This window comes from Pontibacillus yanchengensis, from assembly GCF_009856295.1.
GTDB lineage: Bacteria > Bacillota > Bacilli > Bacillales > BH030062 > Pontibacillus > Pontibacillus yanchengensis_A.
In genome coordinates, this window is sequence record NZ_WMEU01000001.1 from 1140874 (window position 1) to 1159788 (window position 18915).

At 37.7% G+C, this 18915-nt stretch carries 16 protein-coding genes; 4 read left to right on the plus strand and 12 right to left on the minus strand.

Features of this window, described 5'->3' with window-relative positions; genetic code table 11:
* The first annotated feature begins 31 nt into the window (after positions 1-31).
* Both GLW08_RS05500 and GLW08_RS05505 read left to right on the plus strand, forming a co-directional pair.
* A complete protein-coding gene (locus GLW08_RS05500; protein ID WP_160847529.1) occupies positions 32-436 on the plus strand; it encodes a globin in 405 nt (134 codons plus the stop codon).
* Entirely contained in the window at positions 433-1326 is an 894-nt protein-coding gene (locus GLW08_RS05505) for a ClpXP adapter SpxH family protein (protein ID WP_337193898.1), read from the plus strand. The genes GLW08_RS05500 and GLW08_RS05505 overlap by 4 nt, the downstream gene beginning before the upstream one ends.
* A gap of 905 nt (positions 1327-2231) precedes the next feature.
* On the opposite strand, the gene pepF is transcribed toward GLW08_RS05505, so the two are convergent.
* From pepF to mecA, 4 genes are all read right to left on the minus strand, one after another.
* Positions 2232-4040, minus strand: a complete 1809-nt coding sequence (gene pepF / locus GLW08_RS05510; RefSeq protein WP_160847530.1) for an oligoendopeptidase F — start codon at positions 4038-4040, stop codon at positions 2232-2234.
* Positions 4041-4172: 132 nt separating this feature from the next.
* A complete protein-coding gene (locus GLW08_RS05515; protein WP_160847531.1) occupies positions 4173-5327 on the minus strand; it encodes a competence protein CoiA family protein in 1155 nt (384 codons plus the stop codon).
* 316 nt (positions 5328-5643) lie between these two features.
* A complete protein-coding gene (cls, locus tag GLW08_RS05520; protein ID WP_160847532.1) occupies positions 5644-7155 on the minus strand; it encodes a cardiolipin synthase in 1512 nt (503 codons plus the stop codon).
* Between the two features lie 398 nt (positions 7156-7553).
* Positions 7554-8252, minus strand: coding sequence for an adaptor protein MecA (mecA, locus tag GLW08_RS05525; RefSeq protein WP_160847533.1), 699 nt, complete (start codon positions 8250-8252; stop codon positions 7554-7556).
* 333 nt (positions 8253-8585) lie between these two features.
* Between mecA and GLW08_RS05530 the strand changes: the two genes are divergently transcribed.
* Positions 8586-9251 carry a TerC family protein gene (locus tag GLW08_RS05530; RefSeq protein WP_160847534.1) on the plus strand — a complete coding sequence of 222 codons (666 nt, stop codon included), beginning with the start codon at positions 8586-8588 and terminating at the stop codon, positions 9249-9251.
* Positions 9252-9339: 88 nt separating this feature from the next.
* Here the strand turns inward: GLW08_RS05530 and spxA are convergent, their stop codons facing one another.
* Positions 9340-9735 (minus strand): transcriptional regulator SpxA, encoded by a 396-nt coding sequence (gene spxA, locus GLW08_RS05535; protein WP_036815641.1) that lies wholly within the window; start codon positions 9733-9735, stop codon positions 9340-9342.
* 350 nt (positions 9736-10085) lie between these two features.
* Positions 10086-10679 (minus strand): GNAT family N-acetyltransferase, encoded by a 594-nt coding sequence (locus GLW08_RS05540; protein ID WP_160847535.1) that lies wholly within the window; start codon positions 10677-10679, stop codon positions 10086-10088.
* A gap of 153 nt (positions 10680-10832) precedes the next feature.
* On the opposite strand from GLW08_RS05540, the gene GLW08_RS05545 reads away from it, so the two are divergent.
* On the plus strand, positions 10833-11027 hold the full coding sequence (locus GLW08_RS05545; RefSeq protein WP_160847536.1) for a hypothetical protein: 195 nt from the start codon (positions 10833-10835) through the stop codon (positions 11025-11027).
* Positions 11028-11359: 332 nt separating this feature from the next.
* Here the strand turns inward: GLW08_RS05545 and GLW08_RS05550 are convergent, their stop codons facing one another.
* The 6 genes from GLW08_RS05550 to GLW08_RS05575 all read right to left on the minus strand — a co-directional run bounded on the left by GLW08_RS05550 (position 11360) and on the right by GLW08_RS05575 (position 18869).
* On the minus strand, positions 11360-12580 hold the full coding sequence (locus GLW08_RS05550) for a putative glycoside hydrolase (protein ID WP_237458313.1): 1221 nt from the start codon (positions 12578-12580) through the stop codon (positions 11360-11362).
* A gap of 218 nt (positions 12581-12798) precedes the next feature.
* Complete coding sequence (locus GLW08_RS05555) at positions 12799-13734, minus strand: ABC transporter ATP-binding protein (protein WP_160847537.1); 936 nt, start codon at positions 13732-13734, stop codon at positions 12799-12801.
* Positions 13731-14798, minus strand: coding sequence for an ABC transporter ATP-binding protein (locus GLW08_RS05560; protein WP_160847538.1), 1068 nt, complete (start codon positions 14796-14798; stop codon positions 13731-13733). Before GLW08_RS05560 ends, GLW08_RS05555 begins: the two co-directional genes overlap by 4 nt.
* Before the next feature lie 19 nt (positions 14799-14817).
* Positions 14818-15966, minus strand: a complete 1149-nt coding sequence (gene opp3C, locus GLW08_RS05565) for an oligopeptide ABC transporter permease (RefSeq protein ID WP_160847539.1) — start codon at positions 15964-15966, stop codon at positions 14818-14820.
* 2 nt (positions 15967-15968) lie between these two features.
* Positions 15969-16898 carry an oligopeptide ABC transporter permease gene (gene opp3b, locus GLW08_RS05570; protein WP_160847540.1) on the minus strand — a complete coding sequence of 310 codons (930 nt, stop codon included), beginning with the start codon at positions 16896-16898 and terminating at the stop codon, positions 15969-15971.
* A 231-nt stretch (positions 16899-17129) separates the two neighbouring features.
* Positions 17130-18869, minus strand: a complete 1740-nt coding sequence (locus tag GLW08_RS05575) for a peptide ABC transporter substrate-binding protein (protein ID WP_160847541.1) — start codon at positions 18867-18869, stop codon at positions 17130-17132.
* Between the last annotated feature and the right edge of the window lie 46 nt (positions 18870-18915).

Here is an 18915-nt window from a genome sequence, read left to right on the forward strand (position 1 = left end):
AACAGATAAAGTTAACGAGAGAGTGTTAAGTATGACGAATTATGAAGGAACGGTTTATGATGCAATAGGTGGCTCAGCTACCATTCATCTTTTGGTCGAAGCGTTTTATGAACGTGTGGGAAAACACCCAGATTTAGCCCCCATCTTCCCGGAAGATTTAACAGAAACAGCTCGTAAACAAAAACAATTTTTATCACAATTCTTAGGTGGGCCTGCGTATTATACAGAGGAGCATGGACATCCTATGCTAAGAGCTAGACATTTACCGTTTGAAATCACCCCTACTCGTAAAGACGCATGGCTCTCATGCATGAATGAGGCGTTAGAGGAAGCTGGGGTAGAAGAACCTTATCGAAGTGCTATTTTTGAACGATTAACTTATACAGCACATCACATGATGAATACACCAGAAGATGGGAAAGGAGAATCCACGTGAGCTGGCATATGACTAGGGAATCAAACAACACGAAACCATCAACATCCCAGTTTGGTTTTTTCGACCTGTTAAAAAAACCAGTTGAGATTTATGTATTTATCGATCCCTTATGTCCTGAATGCTGGTCTCTAGAGCCATATATAAAAAAGCTTACGATTGAGTATGGGAGATACTTTACAATCCGACCAATCATTAGTGGAAAATTAACTTCCTTAAACTCAGAATCATTTCAAAAACCAGAGGACTTAGCAAAAGGTTGGGAAAAAGTAGCTTCCCGAACTGGTATGAGTTGTGATGGTGATTTATGGTTAGAAAATCCTGTCTCGTCTCCATGGCTCGCGGCATTGGGAATCAAAGCTGCAGAATTACAAGGTCGGAAAGCTGGGATGAGATTTCTACGCAAACTACAGGAATATTTATTCTTAAATAAACAAAATATCTCAAACGAAGATGTACTCATCTCTTGCGCAGAAGATGTTAAGCTGGATGTAGAAGAATTCAAGCGTGATTTACACTCTGATTCTGCTAAACGCGCGTTACAATGTGACTTAAAATTGACTCGTGAAATGGAAGTAGATCAAATACCAGCAATTGTTCTCTTTAACCAAGAGGAAGAGGAAGAAGGCATTAAAATTACTGGACTTTATCCTTATCCTATTTATGTAGAAGTGCTACAAGAAATGTTACAGAAAAAACCTTCTCCTGCTTCCAAACCAGATATTGAAGAATTCCTAAAACACTATGGCCTGGTAGCAAGCCGCGAAATCTCGGAAGTATATGACTGGTCTGAAGCCAAAACAAAATGCGAGATGAAGAAACTTCTACTCAAACAAAAAGTCGAACAACACCCAGCTAAGTATGATATGTTTTGGCGGTATGTCGATCAGTAAAACAAAATAAATAATTCTTAATTAGATAAGTACAAGTCGGGCTATACTCTCTCTGAGTAGCCCTCTTTTTTTTTGGCAGTTATAGGTTACGTTACTCTAAATCGCTGGGCGATGGAGCTAGACATGTAAGCACAAAATTTATTTAAAGAAAAAAGCCAGGCTTTCAATCGCCTGGCTTATCAATGTCTATATCATTAGACAAAGGGGGATGGGAGAAAGTATCACAGTCTAAACAAAGGATTTTGTTAGTATGTGATTTATTTCACATATAAACTATAGCATGGGACATTACCTATTTACAATGGTTTAAGATTTTTGTCACAAAAGGTTCAAGAATGTACATGTAAAGATTTGTCCAACCCTCGCATACATTAATAATACTATATAGAAATTCTCTGGAAGTTTGTCTAACTATTTTTAAGATGTTACCTACACAACATAGGTTCGATAGGGGTATCAACAGTAGGTTAAATCGAACATCAATTGTATCCAGAGGAAATAACAGAAACACTAGTGATTCGATGTTACCTCATCAGAGCGTGGAAAGAATACTACTTGCAGAGAGCTGAATTAACAACTATAGGCCATTATTCCTCTTTTTTACTTTTACGAAACGGAGTGATCCCATGCGTTACCTACCTTTGTTCTGGCTGATTTCCACAACCATCGCTCTAGGATTTAATTTGTTAGGATTAATGAGACTTGTTCCTCTCTTCCTATCATTGCCATTATTATTCGCATGCATTTATTTCACTATTTTCAGTTTTACACATCGCCGTTCCTTCAAAGGACTTCGATAGGGAGTACGGAGATAATGAAATCCCCAATCACTACCAATAAAAAGATCCTAAATCCCATTAACAGGAACTAGGATCTTTTTCACTTTCATCCATGAAAGGTAATTTTTATGCTTTAATCAATTTTTCAAATTCAGCTAGCTTTTCTTCAAATACGTCAAGGGCTTCTTCGATTGGTTGCTTAGAGGTCATATCCACCCCAGCATGCTTCAGTACTTCAATTGGGTAATCACTACTTCCTGCCTTTAAGAAGTCTTTGTAACGACTAACTGCATCATCGCCTTCTTTTAAAATCTGAGACGCTAAGGCTGTTGCTGCAGAGTAGCCCGTTGCATACTGATAGACATAGTAATTGTAATAGAAGTGTGGAATTCGGGCCCATTCTAACCCAATTTCATCATCTACTACAATATTATTCCCAAAGTACTTTTGGTTTAGATCGTGATATAACTCGGTAAGTTTATCGGCCGTTAATGCTTCCCCATTTTGTTCGCGCTTATGAATATCATGTTCAAATTCTGCGAACATTGTTTGACGGAACACAGTGCCACGGAATCCTTCAAGGAAATGGTTAAGAAGATATAGTTTCTTCTTTTCATCTTCTGTTTCTTTCAATAAATAATCGTTTAGAAGTGCCTCATTACATGTGGAAGCAACTTCTGCTACGAATATGGAGTAATTTCCATAACGATACGGTTGATTCGCTGCAGAATAATAACTATGAAGAGAGTGACCTAACTCATGTGCCAACGTAAATAAATTATTTAAATTATTTTGCCAGTTCATGAGAATATAAGGATTTGTTCCATACGTACCAGAAGAATACGCACCGCTCCGTTTCCCTTTGTTCTCTTCCACATCAATCCAACGATTTTTATATCCTTCTTTGACAATATTCACATACTCGTCACCTAAAGGCTCTAGCCCCTTCAATACTAATTCTTGAGCTTGGTCATAAGGAATATCCATATCAACGTCCTGTACAAGGTCTGCATACAAATCATACATGTGAAGCTCATCTACACCAAGTACTTCTTTACGGAGGTCAACATATCGCTGCAAAGCAGGAAGGCGATCGTTCACCGCTTCTACTAAGTTATCGTACACTTTTTCTGGAATGTTGTTATTATCTAGAGCTGCATGACGAGCGGATTCGTAGTTACGGACAGAAGCTGAAAAGTTATGTTTCTTAACAGATCCGCTTAATGTCGTTGAGAACGTATTCTTAAAGTTGCCAAATGTTTCGTACATCGCCTCAAAGGCTTGCTTTCTTACACTTCGGTCTTTTGATTGAAGGAAGCGAATGTATCGACCATGCGTCAAATCGACATCATTGCCCTCTTCATCCTGAATGGTTGGGAACGTTAGGTCAGCGTTGTTCAGCGCCCCAAATGTTTGAGTAGGAGTAGACATCACTTCTGAAGCTTTAGCTAGAAGAGCTTCTTCTTGCTCACTTAGAGTGTGAGGGCGTTGACGAGTAATTTCATTCAATGCCTTCTCATATAATTTCAGTTCCTCTTTTTCAGATATAAACTGTCCAACCTTACCTTCTTCCATTGCTAAAATTTCTGGATCAATATAACTCATAGCACTACCAACCTGGGTCAAGAGGTTTTCTGCTCTAGTATTCATCTCTTGATAATGCGAATTTGTCGTATCCTGGTCATTGCGCATATGTGCATATGTAAACAGTTTCCCAACTCGGTTCGCCACTTCATCTTGAAGTTTTAGCAGATTATATAATGTATCAGCTGATTCATGTAATTTCCCTTGATATTCTGTAATAGTTGGAATTAGTTGTTTAATTGCTTCAAATTCTTGATTCCATTCTTCATCAGAAGAAAAAATATCCTCTAACCTCCAGGTGCGTTCTTCTGGTATTTCTTCACGTTTTGGTAGCTCTTTAGCCATCTCCATTCCTCCTTCTATATTTCCTTTTCCTTATTTCGTGTCCCGAATTAGAAAACCCTTCTTTTTTCAGAAATATTATACATTTCTCACATCATTATATCGCATCCTCTCCTGTGTATGCTAATGATGACTGCCTCTCTATTCTTTTATTCTACTCTTTAATAAGCTGATTAATTCTTCATCTTGTTTTATTCCATCGTGTAATGTTCGAGGAAACTCTACCTCCATTCGTTTCTCAAAGATAATGCCATGTAAATGTTTTAATAAACCAATCCTAGCCAACAAGCATGCATAAGCATAATACGGCCTTGGCTCATTATTCATTAATGGATAACAGTCTTTAACCGTATCGGTAGCCGATATCCTTCCCCCTAATGGGAGGGGAAGCACATTCTCAATAATCCACTTTGCTTGCCAACTATAAGGTTCTTCATTTGGAAAGAGTGTTTGAATTGGGAGGTTAATAATAGAAGGGAGTAAACTCGCATGGTATCCACGATGGTACAAATACTGATGAATGGAATAGGCTTCTTGAGCTTTAAAAATAGAATGAGGCTTTTTCCTAAAATTCCGCTTTTCGTTTATCCAAAGGTCTACTAAAACATTAGGATGTAGATTTGATTGGAGATTAAGAAGTTGGGGGAATGTGAGGGACTGAATAGAAGTGAAATGAAGAGTTCCTATCATTTTTGTTTTACTAATTGGATAGGGTGTTTGGAAGGTACTAAATTGTTTAGCATCTGGACAATAATAATAAACACTTATTGGGGAATTAGATTGAAATTGATGAAAAAAAAGCTGGTCATACGAAGATAATGTTACAATGTTTTGTTGATTACGCTTCAGACGATTTCCACCAAGAATCCAAATAGGAATAATCCCATATCGTTGGTATCCTTTCGTTCGAGCCAACATCATTTCCGGGGAAATACGACAACATTGATATTCAATTGCTATTTTTTTCCTTTTTATGGTGAGAAATATGTCAGGGCGTTGCTTAATCTCAGGTATATAAGCTTCTAACATAGCATGATATCCTTGAGCTTGTAGCCATTTAAATAAATGTATTTTCCCTCGTTCATGATAGTTCCCCTCCCCATTTGATGCATTCACACACCTCGAATAAGGCTTATGAGCAAAGTGTGGAACTACTTTACTCCCTGCTCTTATTAACACTTTTTCCTTACAAGTCGGACAAAAAAACGATTCTAGACCTCGAATGTGTCTAATTTCCTCATTGGAACAATCCATTAATAGAAATTCTTTTCCTAAACGATTAAGAGCTCTTAACACATAATTACACTCCTTTCTAAATATATACATACTCCTCCCACATACCATTATCCTTCATAAGTAAGAAAAAAAGCGCAAGTTCCCTGCTAGCGACGTACAAACTGTCTAACAGTAATTTAGAGGAGACTCTGGAATGATAGAGATTCGATGTTGCTGCGTCACGCAGCAACACGAACCAACTTACGTCGTGTAGGCCTTAAGGAAACACGGTGAGCGACGGCAATCTGATGTTGACTTATCGTAAAGGAGGAGCAGGAAGTTTGCTAGTCGCTGGGCGCTAGAGCTAGACATGTAAGTGCCATAACTTATGCTTTCTTTACAACAAAGGAGAAAGAAGTCTGGAGGTTGATTCCAAAAATCTTTTGAGTAATGGTCTTTTTTTAAATGAATCTAAGGTAATCTCTTCAGCATAGTTCAGATCATCCATGTAATCATGGACTAATTTTTCAGTACTTTGAGTTCTATATAAGAACGCATTTACCTCAAAATTTAAATGAAAGCTTCGCATATCCATATTTGATGTACCTATTGAAGCCAGCTCATTGTCGACAATCATAAGTTTGCTATGCAAAAATCCTTTGTTAAAGGCATGTATTTTCACACCTGCTTCTAATAACTCAGGAAAATAAGATCTAGAAGCATAATAAACTATGCGCTTATCAGGTTGATTTGGGACAAGCAATTTCACATCAATACCACTCAAAGCAGCCGCCTTCAAAGCAGTTAGAATGTCCTCATCAGGAATAAAATAGGGAGACGCAATCCATATTGACTCTTTCGCACTGACAATCATGGAGAAAAATACATGTTTAATTACTTCCCATTCATTATCAGGACCACTTGCAATCATTTGGACGCCACCTCTCCCCTCTGAGTCTACAAGTGGCGGAGAAAGGTACTCACTCGTCAAGTGAGCATTACCGGTCATATAGTACCAATCTTGTAAAAATATTAACTGTAAGCTTCGTACGGACTCTCCTTGGACAAGCAAATGGGTATCTCGCCAAAAGCCATAGTTCGAATCCCTTCCTAAATATTCATCACCAACATTCAAACCTCCTACAAAAGCTGTCTTTCCATCCACGACTACAATTTTACGGTGGTTTCGAAAGTTAATTTTGTTATTTAAAAACGGGAGACGAACAGGTGAAAATGGGACAACTTCTACACCAGCCTCTTCTAAGTCTTGCTTAAAGCGATTTGATAATTGCCAACTACCCACTGCATCATATAGAAAACGGACCTCGACACCTTGCTGAGCTTTTTCTATTAAAATATTTTTGATTTCCATTCCAATTTCATCATGACGAACAATGTAATATTCCATATGAATATGGTGTTGAGCCTTTTTTAGTTCGGATAGTAATGATTGAAATGTTTCTTCCCCATCCGTTAATACTTTTGTATCCGTATTAAACGTAATAGGAGAGTGGGCCAATCGTTGAGCCAATTGGAAAAGAAGCTTTTGGTGATCTCCCATTTGTTCCATTTGGCTCTGATCAATTTGCCTTGAACCTTCTATTCTTCGAAAGGCTTGTTCATCTATTTCACCTTTTTGTTGAAACATTTTTCGTTTCCGATAATTTTGGCCAAATATGATGTAAAAAAAGAATCCTACAATCGGCACAGCAGCTAAAACCACGAGCCAAGTCAGTGTTTGCGTAGGATGGCGGTTTTCGAAAAAAATCACAACTCCAATAAACACAGCTGAGATCGTAAAAAGGATCGACATCGTCCCTAGCAGCCAACCTTGCCAGTAAGAATGGGTAACATAAAGTATGAGCCCTAATATAGATAAGAACACTAAGATTTGAATACGTTTAAACATGAAGGTTCGTTCCTTTCTGAATTACAACGTGTTGTTAGAAGTATATTCTATTTACCCTTCGTTTTACACCTTTATTCCTTATACGAATGAAAGACATACCGTTTCAGTCTTAACAGAACAAAAGCTCAGGGCGCCCGCTTAGCGACGTATATGCTGCAGCCTACACGACACAGGTTGGTTCGATGTTGCTACGTGTCGTAGCAATTTTAATCGAACTTCCCCTGAATTTATAGGAGATAAAGAAAACACGAAAACATGAGTGATTCGATGTTAACTTATCGTATGAAGGCGAGGATAGCATCCTAGGCGCTGGAGCTGGACGTGGCATTAAGTTATACGTGTATAAATTACTATACAAAATAAAAAGCGACAACTTAGAGTTGTCGCCTCACATCCAGTTACATTTCTGGAAAGTATTTGGAGATTTGATTCAATGCATCTTCATCGAAAATTGTGTTTCCGTATTCTTCTAAGCGGTGGACAGTCAATTGGGATTCATGACCAAATTCAAGCAGCTGGCTTAGAATGTTCTCTTGTACTTCGTCGCTCATCTCTTCCTTTGTAAATTCCACGTATAAGAAATACGTATCTTCAAAGTGATAAAGTTTATCTGTGATGCCATCTGGCTTACCGAAGTAATGACTTAGTTGAATAACTTCTTCAAAGTCTTGAAAACGAATTACGAAAGATAAACGATCATTTGATGATTTCTCATCGTTTTCACCAGCGGATTCGCTGTCTTGATCCTTATTTACCTCTTCCCCACTATCTAACATGGATTCCAGTTTTTCATCCACTGGCATGTCGATGGTTTTTCCATCATCAGTAGGTAGTTCAAGCTTATGTCCATCTTTAGAAATCTGAGCTTTCGTTACAACAATTTCTAAGCCTTTATCCATAGCCTGTACTTGTATCCATAACGGTCCATCTAAATTGAACCCTTCTTCATCATTTACTTCGTCCATCATTTGCCAGAAGAGCTGTTCACTTCTTTCTCTATTATACCAGATCTCTTCTCGGTCGAAACCTCGATCTTCGATGTCCATATACGTCACATAGAATTTAACGGTATTCTCATTAATACGTTCGATTTCCATTGAACTCGCTCCCTTCTGTTGACTAGTTTAGGTGGAAGGGAAAACTTCACCCTATAAAAATAGTTCTTATTTACAACATACCCTGAATTGAAATGTTTCAACCATATGATGTGCTGAATCCTTTTAGTATTTGTTACTATTTTATGATACTCGAGGGCATATTGAAAACAGAATTGCTCAAAATGTTCAAAACAAACGAATGACCTAGATTCTTGACATGTAATATTGCTTGCACTATATTAATTAAGTCGAGAATCATAATTAATTCGTGAGTTAATTCATTATTTTAGCTGAAAATTCAGCTATTGTCACTAGGTAGTAGGAGGTTTTTTCTTGGAATTAGACTTGATCAAAGATATATTGATCATTATTGGTATCGATATTATTCTTGGCGGAGATAATGCCATTGTTATTGCACTAGCTAGTAGAAAATTACCTGATAAGCAACGGAACAAAGCAATCTTTTGGGGTACAGGCCTAGCAGTAGGAATTAGGGTCGCATTAACAGCTGTTGCTGTTTACTTACTCCAGATACCGTTCTTGCAAGCCATAGGTGGAATTTTGCTCATTTACATTGCTATAAAACTTCTTACAGATAACGAAGTAGACCCAGATATCGAAGCCAAAGACAGTCTCACAGGCGCAATAAAGACAATCGTTTTCGCAGACTTAGTTATGGGTTTCGATAACGTTCTAGCCATCGCAGGCGCATCTCATGGTAACATCTGGCTCGTCGTCATAGGATTACTTGTTTCGGTTCCAATTATTATTTGGGGTAGCAAGCTGATACTTACCTTATTGGAAAAATATCCATTCCTTGTATATCTTGGTTCAGGTATTCTAGCATATACAGCTGGTGAGATGATTTTAAATGAAGGTAATTTTAAAGCCTTTTTCCATGAATATGCATACCTTGAGTGGGTCATTCCTATTGCAGCCATATTCCTTGTAATTGGGGTAGGATATCTACTAAACCAACGTAAGGAACAACACGCATAAGCATCTTATAAGAGCTATATAAAAGGAAACCTAAAAAACTCTGCTGAATGAGCATTCGGCAGAGTTTTATTTTAATTAAGTATTGTATTTAGTTAACTAAGCGTTGTGCTTCTTGAAGCTGAAATGTACGTACTGTTCTAGGTAGGAATCGACGAATCTCATCCTCATTGTAACCAACCTGCAAGCGTTTTTCGTCCACGATGATTGGTCGACGTAGCAGACCTGGATTTGCAGTAATCATATCCAATAAATCTTTCATAGGAAGTTGATCTAATTCGACTTCCATGTTTTGAAAAACCTTTGATCGAGTCGAAATAATTTCATCTGTGCCGTCTTCTGTCATGCGTAGTACTTCTTTAATTTCATCAATAGACAGGGGTTCAGAAAAAATGTTACGTTCCTCAAACGGAATATCATGCTCTTCTAACCAAGCCTTCGCTTTACGACATGATGTACAACTTGGAGAAGTATAAAGTGTGACCATGCAATCTTCACTCCTCAAACAAAATTTATCACGAATGTTTTAATCGCTTATTAAATTAAAATAAGTTTAATGTAGGCGCTTAAATTTAAGTATACTACATTTACAACCAAAACGGTAGATACTAAACAAAAAATAATCCTTTATTCTACAAATGTTATACAACGGACAACTATCTCATAGTGTACTATTCCACGTTCAAATAAATCTAAACATATAAATGATACTTTTTTAGAATTCTTTTTTCGCATTGAATATCATTTTCAATTGTTATTTCTAACAGGCTTTCTATTATGTATAGTAGATTTAAATAGCAAGCAGGGTAATACCCTACTTGCTATAACTTCCTTTACCTAAGCTTTTTCAGGTGTAGCTATAGATTCGAGAATATTCTTAGAATCTGGGTCTTCATTAATGGTGAGGACTTCTTCAACTGGCTGGTAGGATTCACCGTATAATTCTTTATCTTTATACGTGTGGATATTTACATACAGTTCTTTCATTTTTTCAAAAATGGATTCTTCGGATTCGTGTTCTGGGGACCAATAAAGGATTTCCATTTGGTTCAGCTCATTGGTAGCAAGTGAACGTCTAGTGTAACCAATGGAATGAGCGTGTTCGAATCCTTCTTTCTGGTAGAATTTGAGGCGTTTTTCGGTGTCCGTATCTTCGTAATCAACAGGCTCTACCTCTAATATAATTGGTTTACCTTTTGATTTAAGTTTCTCAATCAGTTTATGACCAATTCCCTGTCCTCGGGTTTGAGTGGATACCCAAACATAATCGATGAAAATAAATGATTCAAACTCAGCGTACATTAGAACATGCTTTGAACTTTCATCCTTAATGTACACATCACTTTTTTCCTTTAAGAGCAAATCCATATGCTCCTTAGATTTCATTTCCTCAACCGGAAAATATTCATTTAACTTCTCATACCAATTCATTGATCTACTCCTTTTTGTGTAGTCCATTTAATTATAACGAATTTTCAGTGATTTGTGAAATTTATTTCTCTAAAACTTTCCATTCAATACTTTTCCCTAAAAGCATATAGTATAACATGAAGACTTTTACATGGTTAGAAAGGAGCCTTGATCATGCAGATTTTCATTATGGACATGTTCTTAGTCGGCGTAGGCATTATTTTATCAACGGCATTTTTAGCAAGTATCATTCATTTTGTTGCAAGTGCACTATTTAGGAGAAACTCTAAAGATTCGTTTAAAAATATGTCCAATACTTTACAAAAAAATTGGCGCGGAATAAGCGGTCAATCAAAAAGCAAACCGTAGCCCCTAGTATTTATCTTGAAAAAGATAGAAACTTTTATACATTGCACATAAAAAAAAGCTCCGGGCGCTTGTTTAGCGACGTACAAAACTGCTGCCATACGAAGTGGTTTGCTTCGATATTCCTGCACGATGCAGCGCCCCATCATTCCAGAACCTCCTCCATATCTCTATGAGATAAAAGAAACACGGTGAGCGGTAGCGATCAGATGTTTCCTTTTCTTACAGAGGGCGTGAAAAGCACACAATTGCTAAACATGTAAGCTCCAAAAATTATAGTTCCTTCACTTATAACAAAAAACATCCTGGCCAATATAGGCCAGGATGTTCTTTTGTTATGGAGTGTAATCTACATTTTCCGAGTAGGAATTTCCAGGATTCCATAATAGGAATTCATTTATTCCATGTTCGTTTAGCGCTCTAATCTGGGCCTCGACCTCTTCTTTATCATAGTGCTTTGTTGGTTCTCCATGGTAGAGCCAAGGAGCATCGAAGTCTTGTATCCAAGGTCTAGAAGTAGGCGGATCTTCTAGTTCTCCCAATCTCTCGTTTTCAACTTTAGCATATTCAGAAACTAGTTTATAAGGTTCCTTATCAGGGAATGGAATATCAAAGTATGATGTCCAATGAGAAGGATAAATCATAGATGAAATAACATCAACTTGTTCTGATATTTTAGTAAAATTCTGTCCAATACCAGGTGCTTCAGCAATGGTAGCAGAGTAACCAAAAATATCTACAGAGACATCCACATCATAATATTCTAATTCTTCCCTTGCATACTTTACAAAATCAGTTACGGCAGTTACTCGTTTTTGAACGTTGTCACCTTCAAAATCTTTGTAGTCCCCTTCACTATAAGTAAGGATATCATCACGTTTCTCAAATCCTTCTGGGAAACGAACATAGTCAAATTGAATTTCCTGAAAGCCCATTTCTGCTGCTTTTTTGGCTACTTCTACATTGTAATCCCAAACTTCTTTCATAAATGGATTTACGAACGATTCACCTTTACCATTTGTCCATACCTTACCATTCTTCTTAAAGGACAATTCTGGTCGTTTTTTGGCTAATTCGCTGTCCTTAAATACAACGATTCGAGCTATAGGGTAAATTTCTTTTTCCTCTAATGTTTCTAGCAATTTCCTAGGATCTTTAATGTAATTACGACCTACCTCATGATAAGGCGACCCTTCTTCAGGTTTATAAGTCAATATACCAGCATCTTCTTTAATATCAATAACCATACTATTTAAGTCTGTATCGTTTAATAGTTTCGTCAACTTTTCAAAACGACTTCCCCCGGCACTTGGACCTGTCACATAAATACCTCTTACTGCATCAGGGTATTCAAAATTAAGTCCAGTATCATATACAAATCTTGGAACAGGGTCAGGTAACTCACGCTTCTGTAATGTCATTTGATTTTCCGTGTGAAACGAAACTGTTTGGATACCTGATTCGTCTTCAGCAGAGATTTCATTATGTAGTGGGAAACTCAAACCTAGAAGGAGAATTCCTATGAGGACTATTGTCTTGGGTTGCATTTTCTCCATATCACATCGACTCCTAATTAAAGAATATAATTCTATTATAAAAGAGAATGAGGAAGTTTTGGGAAACAATTTATATATTTTTCCTAATTATTTATATTTTTCATATGTTTGTCTTATGTCAAATCATTTCTCTATTACCCTCATGAGTATTTGTTATAATTTTACAATCGAAAGTAAAATAAAAACCTCACCACCAATATGATGAGGTTTAATCACTATTATTTTAATTGCTTTTTGTATTGTTCAAGTTCTTTCGTTGTACACAGAATCGAGTGCCCTGGTTTAATTTCACGAAACTCTGGCTCTTCGCTTGTATCATGTTGTGTAGGGTCATAGTTTTTGCGTTGGCGATTTCGTTCATAATCTGGGTCTGGTAACGGAATCGCTGAGAGTAAAGACTGGGTGTAAGGGTGCAATGGATTCTTATATAACTCATCACTATCCGCTAACTCTACAAGCTTACCAAAGTACATAACACCAATTCGATCACTGATGTATTTCACCATGGATAGATCATGGGCAATAAATAGATACGTAAGGCCTTGTTCGCGTTGTAGTTTTCTCATTAGGTTGACGACCTGTGCTTGAATAGAAACGTCCAATGCAGAAATAGGCTCGTCAGCGATAATAAAGTCAGGATCCACTGCTAATGCGCGAGCAATACCAATACGCTGACGCTGTCCACCACTAAATTCGTGAGGGTAACGGTTCGCGTGCTCTTTGTTTAAGCCAACAGTTTCTAACAGATCCTCAACTTTTTTCTGGCGTTCCTTTTGATCTTTCACCAAGCCATGGATATCTAGTCCTTCTGCAATAGTATCCATTACCTTCATACGTGGGTTAAGGGATGCATAAGGGTCTTGGAAAATCATCTGCATTTTACGATTGAATTTCTTCATCTCTGATTTATTTTTCTTTCCATGAACATTTTCTCCATCAAAAAGAACTTCACCATCAGTAGCATCGTATAGGCGAATAATAGTACGGCCAGTAGTAGATTTACCACAACCAGACTCACCAACTAGTCCAAATGTTTCGCCTTTATAAATATCAAATGTTAAACCATCTACTGCTTTAACTACATTATTTCTTCCCGAGTGAAAATGTTGTTTAAGGCCTTTTATTTCAAGTAATTTTTCTTGTGATTGACTCATTTCGTATCACCTTTCCCATCATCATTCGAAGCGCCCATCTTTGCAAAACCTTGAGTACGTTTTTTAACAGCCTCAGGTAATTCAATTTCAGGTGCATTCTCATGAAGCAACCAGGTAGCGGCATAATGCGAATCAGACACTTTGAACATTGGAGGCTCCTCTTCTGTGTCGATTTTTAACGCATATTGGTTACGAGCCGCAAACGCATCTCCTTTTGGAGGATTCAACAAGTCGGGAGGTGTACCTTGAATCGCCGCTAATTCACTTTCTTCGTCATCAAGTGTTGGCATAGATCCTAGTAATCCCCATGTATATGGGTGTTGTGGATTGTAGAAAATATCATCAACTGTTCCTACCTCTACAATTTTCCCAGCATACATTACAGCTACGCGATCAGCTACGTTTGCTACTACACCTAGGTCGTGCGTAATAAATACAATGGACGTCTCTGTTTTCTTTTGTAAATCTTTCATTAATTCTAGAATTTGTGCCTGGATTGTAACGTCAAGTGCTGTAGTTGGCTCATCGGCAAGTAGAATTTTAGGATTACATGCTAGTGCTATTGCAATAACAACACGTTGTCTCATACCACCAGAGAATTGGTGAGGGTATTGATTGATACGACCTTTTGCATCTGGAATACCAACCATCTCTAATAGTTCAATAGCTCGGCTTTTTGCCTTGCTACGGTTCATTTTCTGGTGCTTTATTAAGCCTTCCATAATTTGATTACCGATTTTCATCGTTGGATTTAGGGATGTCATCGGATCCTGGAAAATCATAGAGATATCTTTACCACGAACCTTCGACATTGCTCTATCAGATAACTTAGTTAAATCTTTACCTTCAAATAAAATCTCACCATTCTTGATCTTGCCAGGAGGTGATGGAATTAAACCCATTAATGCTTTTGTCGTAACGGATTTACCAGAACCAGACTCTCCTACGATCGCTAATGTTTCACCTTTATTTAAATGGAAGTTTACACCACGAACTGCTTCTACTTCCCCTCCGTGGGTATCGAACGAAACTTTTAAATCTTTTACATCTAGTATTTTTTCCATTAAAAGCACACCTACCTTTCTATTCCCTCATCTTCGGATCGAGTGCATCTCGTAGGCCATCAGCCAGAACGTTAAATGCAACCATTATTAATGAGATAATCACCGAAGGGAATACAAGCATATACGGATAAATTTGGAATGATTTAAATGCATCATCAATTAATGTACCAAGGGAAGCTAAAGGTGGTTGTAAACCTAGTCCAATAAAGCTTAGGAAAGCTTCGAAGAAAATAGCTCCAGGAATTGTAAACATTGTATTAATAATGATTAACCCAGTTACGTTAGGTACTAAATGTTTCATTAAAATTCGTGAATCACTAGAACCTAGAGTCCGTGATGCTAGTACAAATTCTTGGTTTTTAAGTTTAAGAACATTCCCTCGTATTACCCTGGCCATTCCTATCCAACCTGTTATGGTTAAGGCTATGGTAATCGACAATATTCCGGGTTCAAGTACAAGAATCATGAGAATTACGACTACTAAGTTTGGTATTCCTACTAATATCTCCACAATACGCTGCATGTAGTTATCTACACGTCCACCGTAATACGCGGAAACACCTCCATAGACAACACCAATAACCATATCAATGAGCGCTGCTAGAATAGCAATATATAAAGAGATTCGAGTACCAGACCAAGTACGCGTCCAAAGGTCACGACCTAACTGATCCGTACCAAACCAATAATATTCATCTTGAATACCTCTTGCGGCATAAATATCATTCGTAAATTCAACTTCTGCCATTTCATCTCCAGAAGCTTCTTTTATTACATTGGTTTCTAAAAACTCAGGTTCTGTTTCAAAAACATAAAGCGCTTTCTCTTTTAAGGCTTCTACGGATTCACCTTCTAAGATTTCGGTTTCCTTGCCATCAAGTCCTAACCATGAAATATTCTCTAAACCTTGTACACGTGGCGGAACGTTCGTAATGTTAGAATCTTGTTCTTTGAATGTATAATCATTCATATAAGGGCCGAAAATAGCCATAAATCCAATAAATAGTAGTATTAACAGGCCAATGATAGCCCCTTTGTTCTTCTTTAATCGAATCCATGAATCTTGCAGGTAACTCAGTTGGGGTCTTGAAAGTTCTTCCCCTTTTTCTTCTGACATTTCTATGGGTTCAAATCGATCTTTATTATACTTATGCTCTTCATTTGCCATACTTAATCTTTACCTCCTGCTAGTCGGATACGGGGGTCAATAATTCCATATAGTATATCGACTACCAATACAATAAAGATAAACAAGAAAGAGAAGAACAGTGTTGTTCCCATAATCATTGGGTAGTCATTTGTTGTGATGGATTTTACAAACTGTTCACCTAATCCTGGTATTGCAAAGATATTCTCAATTACAAGATTACCAGTCATAAGCGCGACAGCTAGTGGGCCAACTACTGTAATCAATGGAATTACCGCGTTACGAAGTCCGTGTTTAAAGGTAACTAATATACTGTTAAGTCCTTTTGCTCTAGCAGTTGTGATAAAGTCAGAACCTAACACTTCTAACATTTCCGTACGCATAAAACGTGCTGCTGTTGCGATTGGGAACATAGCCAATGCAATAGTAGGAAGAATCATATACCTTGGGCCTTCCCAAAATGCAGCTGGTAGCCAACCTAATTTTACAGCAATGTAATACTGAAGCATTCCAGCAAACACAAAGCTTGGAATTGATTTACCGATTACAGCTAAGAAAGTGGAACCGTAATCTACAAAAGTATTATGTTTAATGGCAGCTGCTATACCTAATAGCATACCTATTACCATCCCGAAACCTAGCGCAAGTGCTCCCAGTTGTAAAGATGGACCTAATTTCTTCAAAATTAGCGTTGTAACCTCTCTGTTATCAAACTGGAATGATACACCAAGGTCTCCTTGTGCAACGTTCGTTATATAATTAAAATACTGAACGGGAATTGGTTGATCTAAGCCATAACGAGCTTTCATCAATTCTAATTGCTCTTCACTTAACTTGCCTTCCATTGCGAAAGGAGAACCAGGAAGAAGTTTCATTAAGAAAAACGAAACGGTAGCAATTATAAACAATGTAATGAACATATATATAATTCGTTGAAGAATATATTTAGCCATATCAACACCTCCTATTAAAATTTCCCCTATGAAACATTTTAGCATACACATGACAATACACATAGACTTGACTTTAGTGCATGTGTAAAATTTTGTCGAAAAATATTTGAAAATTCACCCTATTGAAACTATTTGTACTTTTACAGGGAAAAAGAGAGTATGCGCAAAACTTAACACATACTCTCTTCCTTCATTTAACCATATATACAAGTTTTGTAACGGTTCTGTATTTTACTTCTCAATTTCTACAAATTTGTAGCTGTAGTCGTTACCGAATGGATTTAGTTGATCCATGTTCTTAACGTAAGGCTTTTGTAGAACAGAACGTACACGTTGATATACAGGAGCAATCGCAGCGTCATCTAGAAGTACTTTTTCAGCTTCTAGCATTGCTTCAAAACGCTCTACTGGCTTAGTAGCTAGATCAGTACGTGCTTGATTGATTAGCTTATCATACTCTTCATTAGAGTAACCCATGTCGTTGTTAGGTCCGCCAGTTACCCATAGGTCAAGGAATGTCATAGCGTCTGCATAGTCAGGACCCCAACCAGAGAATGTTAGTTCATACTCAGAAGCGTTCTCGATACGAACACGCTCTTTAAATGGAACCTGCTTAAGCTTGATTGTTAAACCAGGTAGGTTCTTCTCTAGCTGGTTTTTAAAGAATTCACTTGTAAGTTTTGCACTTTCAGTGTCACCAGATAGGAAGGAAAGTTCAACTTCTTCAAATCCAAGCTCTTCTTTCGCTTTACTCCAATGCTCTTGAGCTTTCTCAAGGTCGAATTTAAGCATTTCACCGTTAATGTCACGGAAGCCTTCATCTGTCTCAGGATGCTTGTCCAAGCCAGTTGGAATAAAGTAGTTCGCAGGAATACTGCTGTTACCAACTACTACGTTTACATAGTCTTCTTTGTTGAAACCTTGTGCAATTGCTTTACGGAAGTTTTCGTTCTGCATTTTCTCACCTTGAGTAGCAGAATCTTGGTTAAACTTCAGGTAGAAAAGAACTGTTTCTTGTAGTTCTTTATAGTCTGAATCTGTTTTGTACTTATCGATAAAGTCTCCGCCTAGACCAGCTTTATCAACTTTGCCTGTTTGATATAAGTTTACCTGAGTAGCACGCTCTTTAACAACACGAACGTCAAGCGCTTCAAGGTCAACATTTGATGCATCCCAATAGTCTTCGTTCTTAACAAGTTTCCAGCTTGAACCGTGGTCCCAGCTTTCCATCTTGAAAGGACCGTTAGAAAGAATAGTGTCTGCTTCTAACGCATAGTTTTCGCCTTGCTCTTCTACGAACTCTTTATGAAGAGGGTAGAAAGTTGGGAATGCTGCAAAAGAGTCAAAGTATGGTACTGGTGTTTCTAGATTTACAACAAGCGTCTGCTCATCTTTAGCTTCTACACCTAATTCAGAAGGTTCCATTTCGCCGTTTGCAATAGCAGTAGCGTTTTTAATGTTACCTTTCATTAAGTATGGTCCGTAAACAGAACCTGTATCTGGGTTAATAGCACGTTGCCAAGCATACACAAAGTCGCCTGCAGTTACATTGTCTCCATTAGCCCATGTTGCGTTATCGCGTAAATGGAATGTCCATGTAAGTCCGTCTTCACTAACTTCTGTTTCTGACTTCTTCGCTACACCATCAACGATGTCTCCACCTGGTGCTAAACGATAAAGCCCTTCTTGTACAGCTGTAACGAATTGGATACCAGTTGAAGTTTGTACTTTACTTGCATCCATAGATGGAATCTCAGAGCCTTCAATTAGACGTAATGTCTCGTTATCTCCACCTGAAGCTTCTTTGTCAGAATCGCCTTCGCCACCGTCAGTGCCGCTATTGTCTTCTGTGTTTTCTCCGTCACCTTCACCAGATCCATCATCTTCAGATCCGCCTCCGGAACATGCTGCTAGGAACATTGTAAGAACTAGTCCTAACACAAGTAGTAATGACCATTTTGTGCTTCTCATGTAAAAATTGACCTCCCCTTAAAGTAAGAATTACTAAATTTTTCAG

Excerpts from the sequence above, each read along its gene's own strand:
- GLW08_RS05555 (WP_160847537.1), bottom strand. The coding sequence starts at position 13,734 with ATGAGTCAATCACAAGAAAAATTACTTGAAATAAAAGGCCTTAAACAA.
- mecA (WP_160847533.1), bottom strand. The coding sequence starts at position 8,252 with ATGGAAATCGAACGTATTAATGAGAATACCGTTAAATTCTATGTGACG.
- opp3C (WP_160847539.1), bottom strand. The coding sequence starts at position 15,966 with ATGGCAAATGAAGAGCATAAGTATAATAAAGATCGATTTGAACCCATA.
- GLW08_RS05540 (WP_160847535.1), bottom strand. The coding sequence starts at position 10,679 with ATGAATTGGTATGAGAAGTTAAATGAATATTTTCCGGTTGAGGAAATG.
- GLW08_RS05545 (WP_160847536.1), top strand. The coding sequence starts at position 10,833 with ATGCAGATTTTCATTATGGACATGTTCTTAGTCGGCGTAGGCATTATT.
- opp3b (WP_160847540.1), bottom strand. The coding sequence starts at position 16,898 with ATGGCTAAATATATTCTTCAACGAATTATATATATGTTCATTACATTG.
- cls (WP_160847532.1), bottom strand. The coding sequence starts at position 7,155 with ATGTTTAAACGTATTCAAATCTTAGTGTTCTTATCTATATTAGGGCTC.
- GLW08_RS05575 (WP_160847541.1), bottom strand. The coding sequence starts at position 18,869 with ATGAGAAGCACAAAATGGTCATTACTACTTGTGTTAGGACTAGTTCTT.
- pepF (WP_160847530.1), bottom strand. The coding sequence starts at position 4,040 with ATGGAGATGGCTAAAGAGCTACCAAAACGTGAAGAAATACCAGAAGAA.
- spxA (WP_036815641.1), bottom strand. The coding sequence starts at position 9,735 with ATGGTCACACTTTATACTTCTCCAAGTTGTACATCATGTCGTAAAGCG.
- GLW08_RS05560 (WP_160847538.1), bottom strand. The coding sequence starts at position 14,798 with ATGGAAAAAATACTAGATGTAAAAGATTTAAAAGTTTCGTTCGATACC.
- GLW08_RS05550 (WP_237458313.1), bottom strand. The coding sequence starts at position 12,580 with ATGGAGAAAATGCAACCCAAGACAATAGTCCTCATAGGAATTCTCCTT.
- GLW08_RS05500 (WP_160847529.1), top strand. The coding sequence starts at position 32 with ATGACGAATTATGAAGGAACGGTTTATGATGCAATAGGTGGCTCAGCT.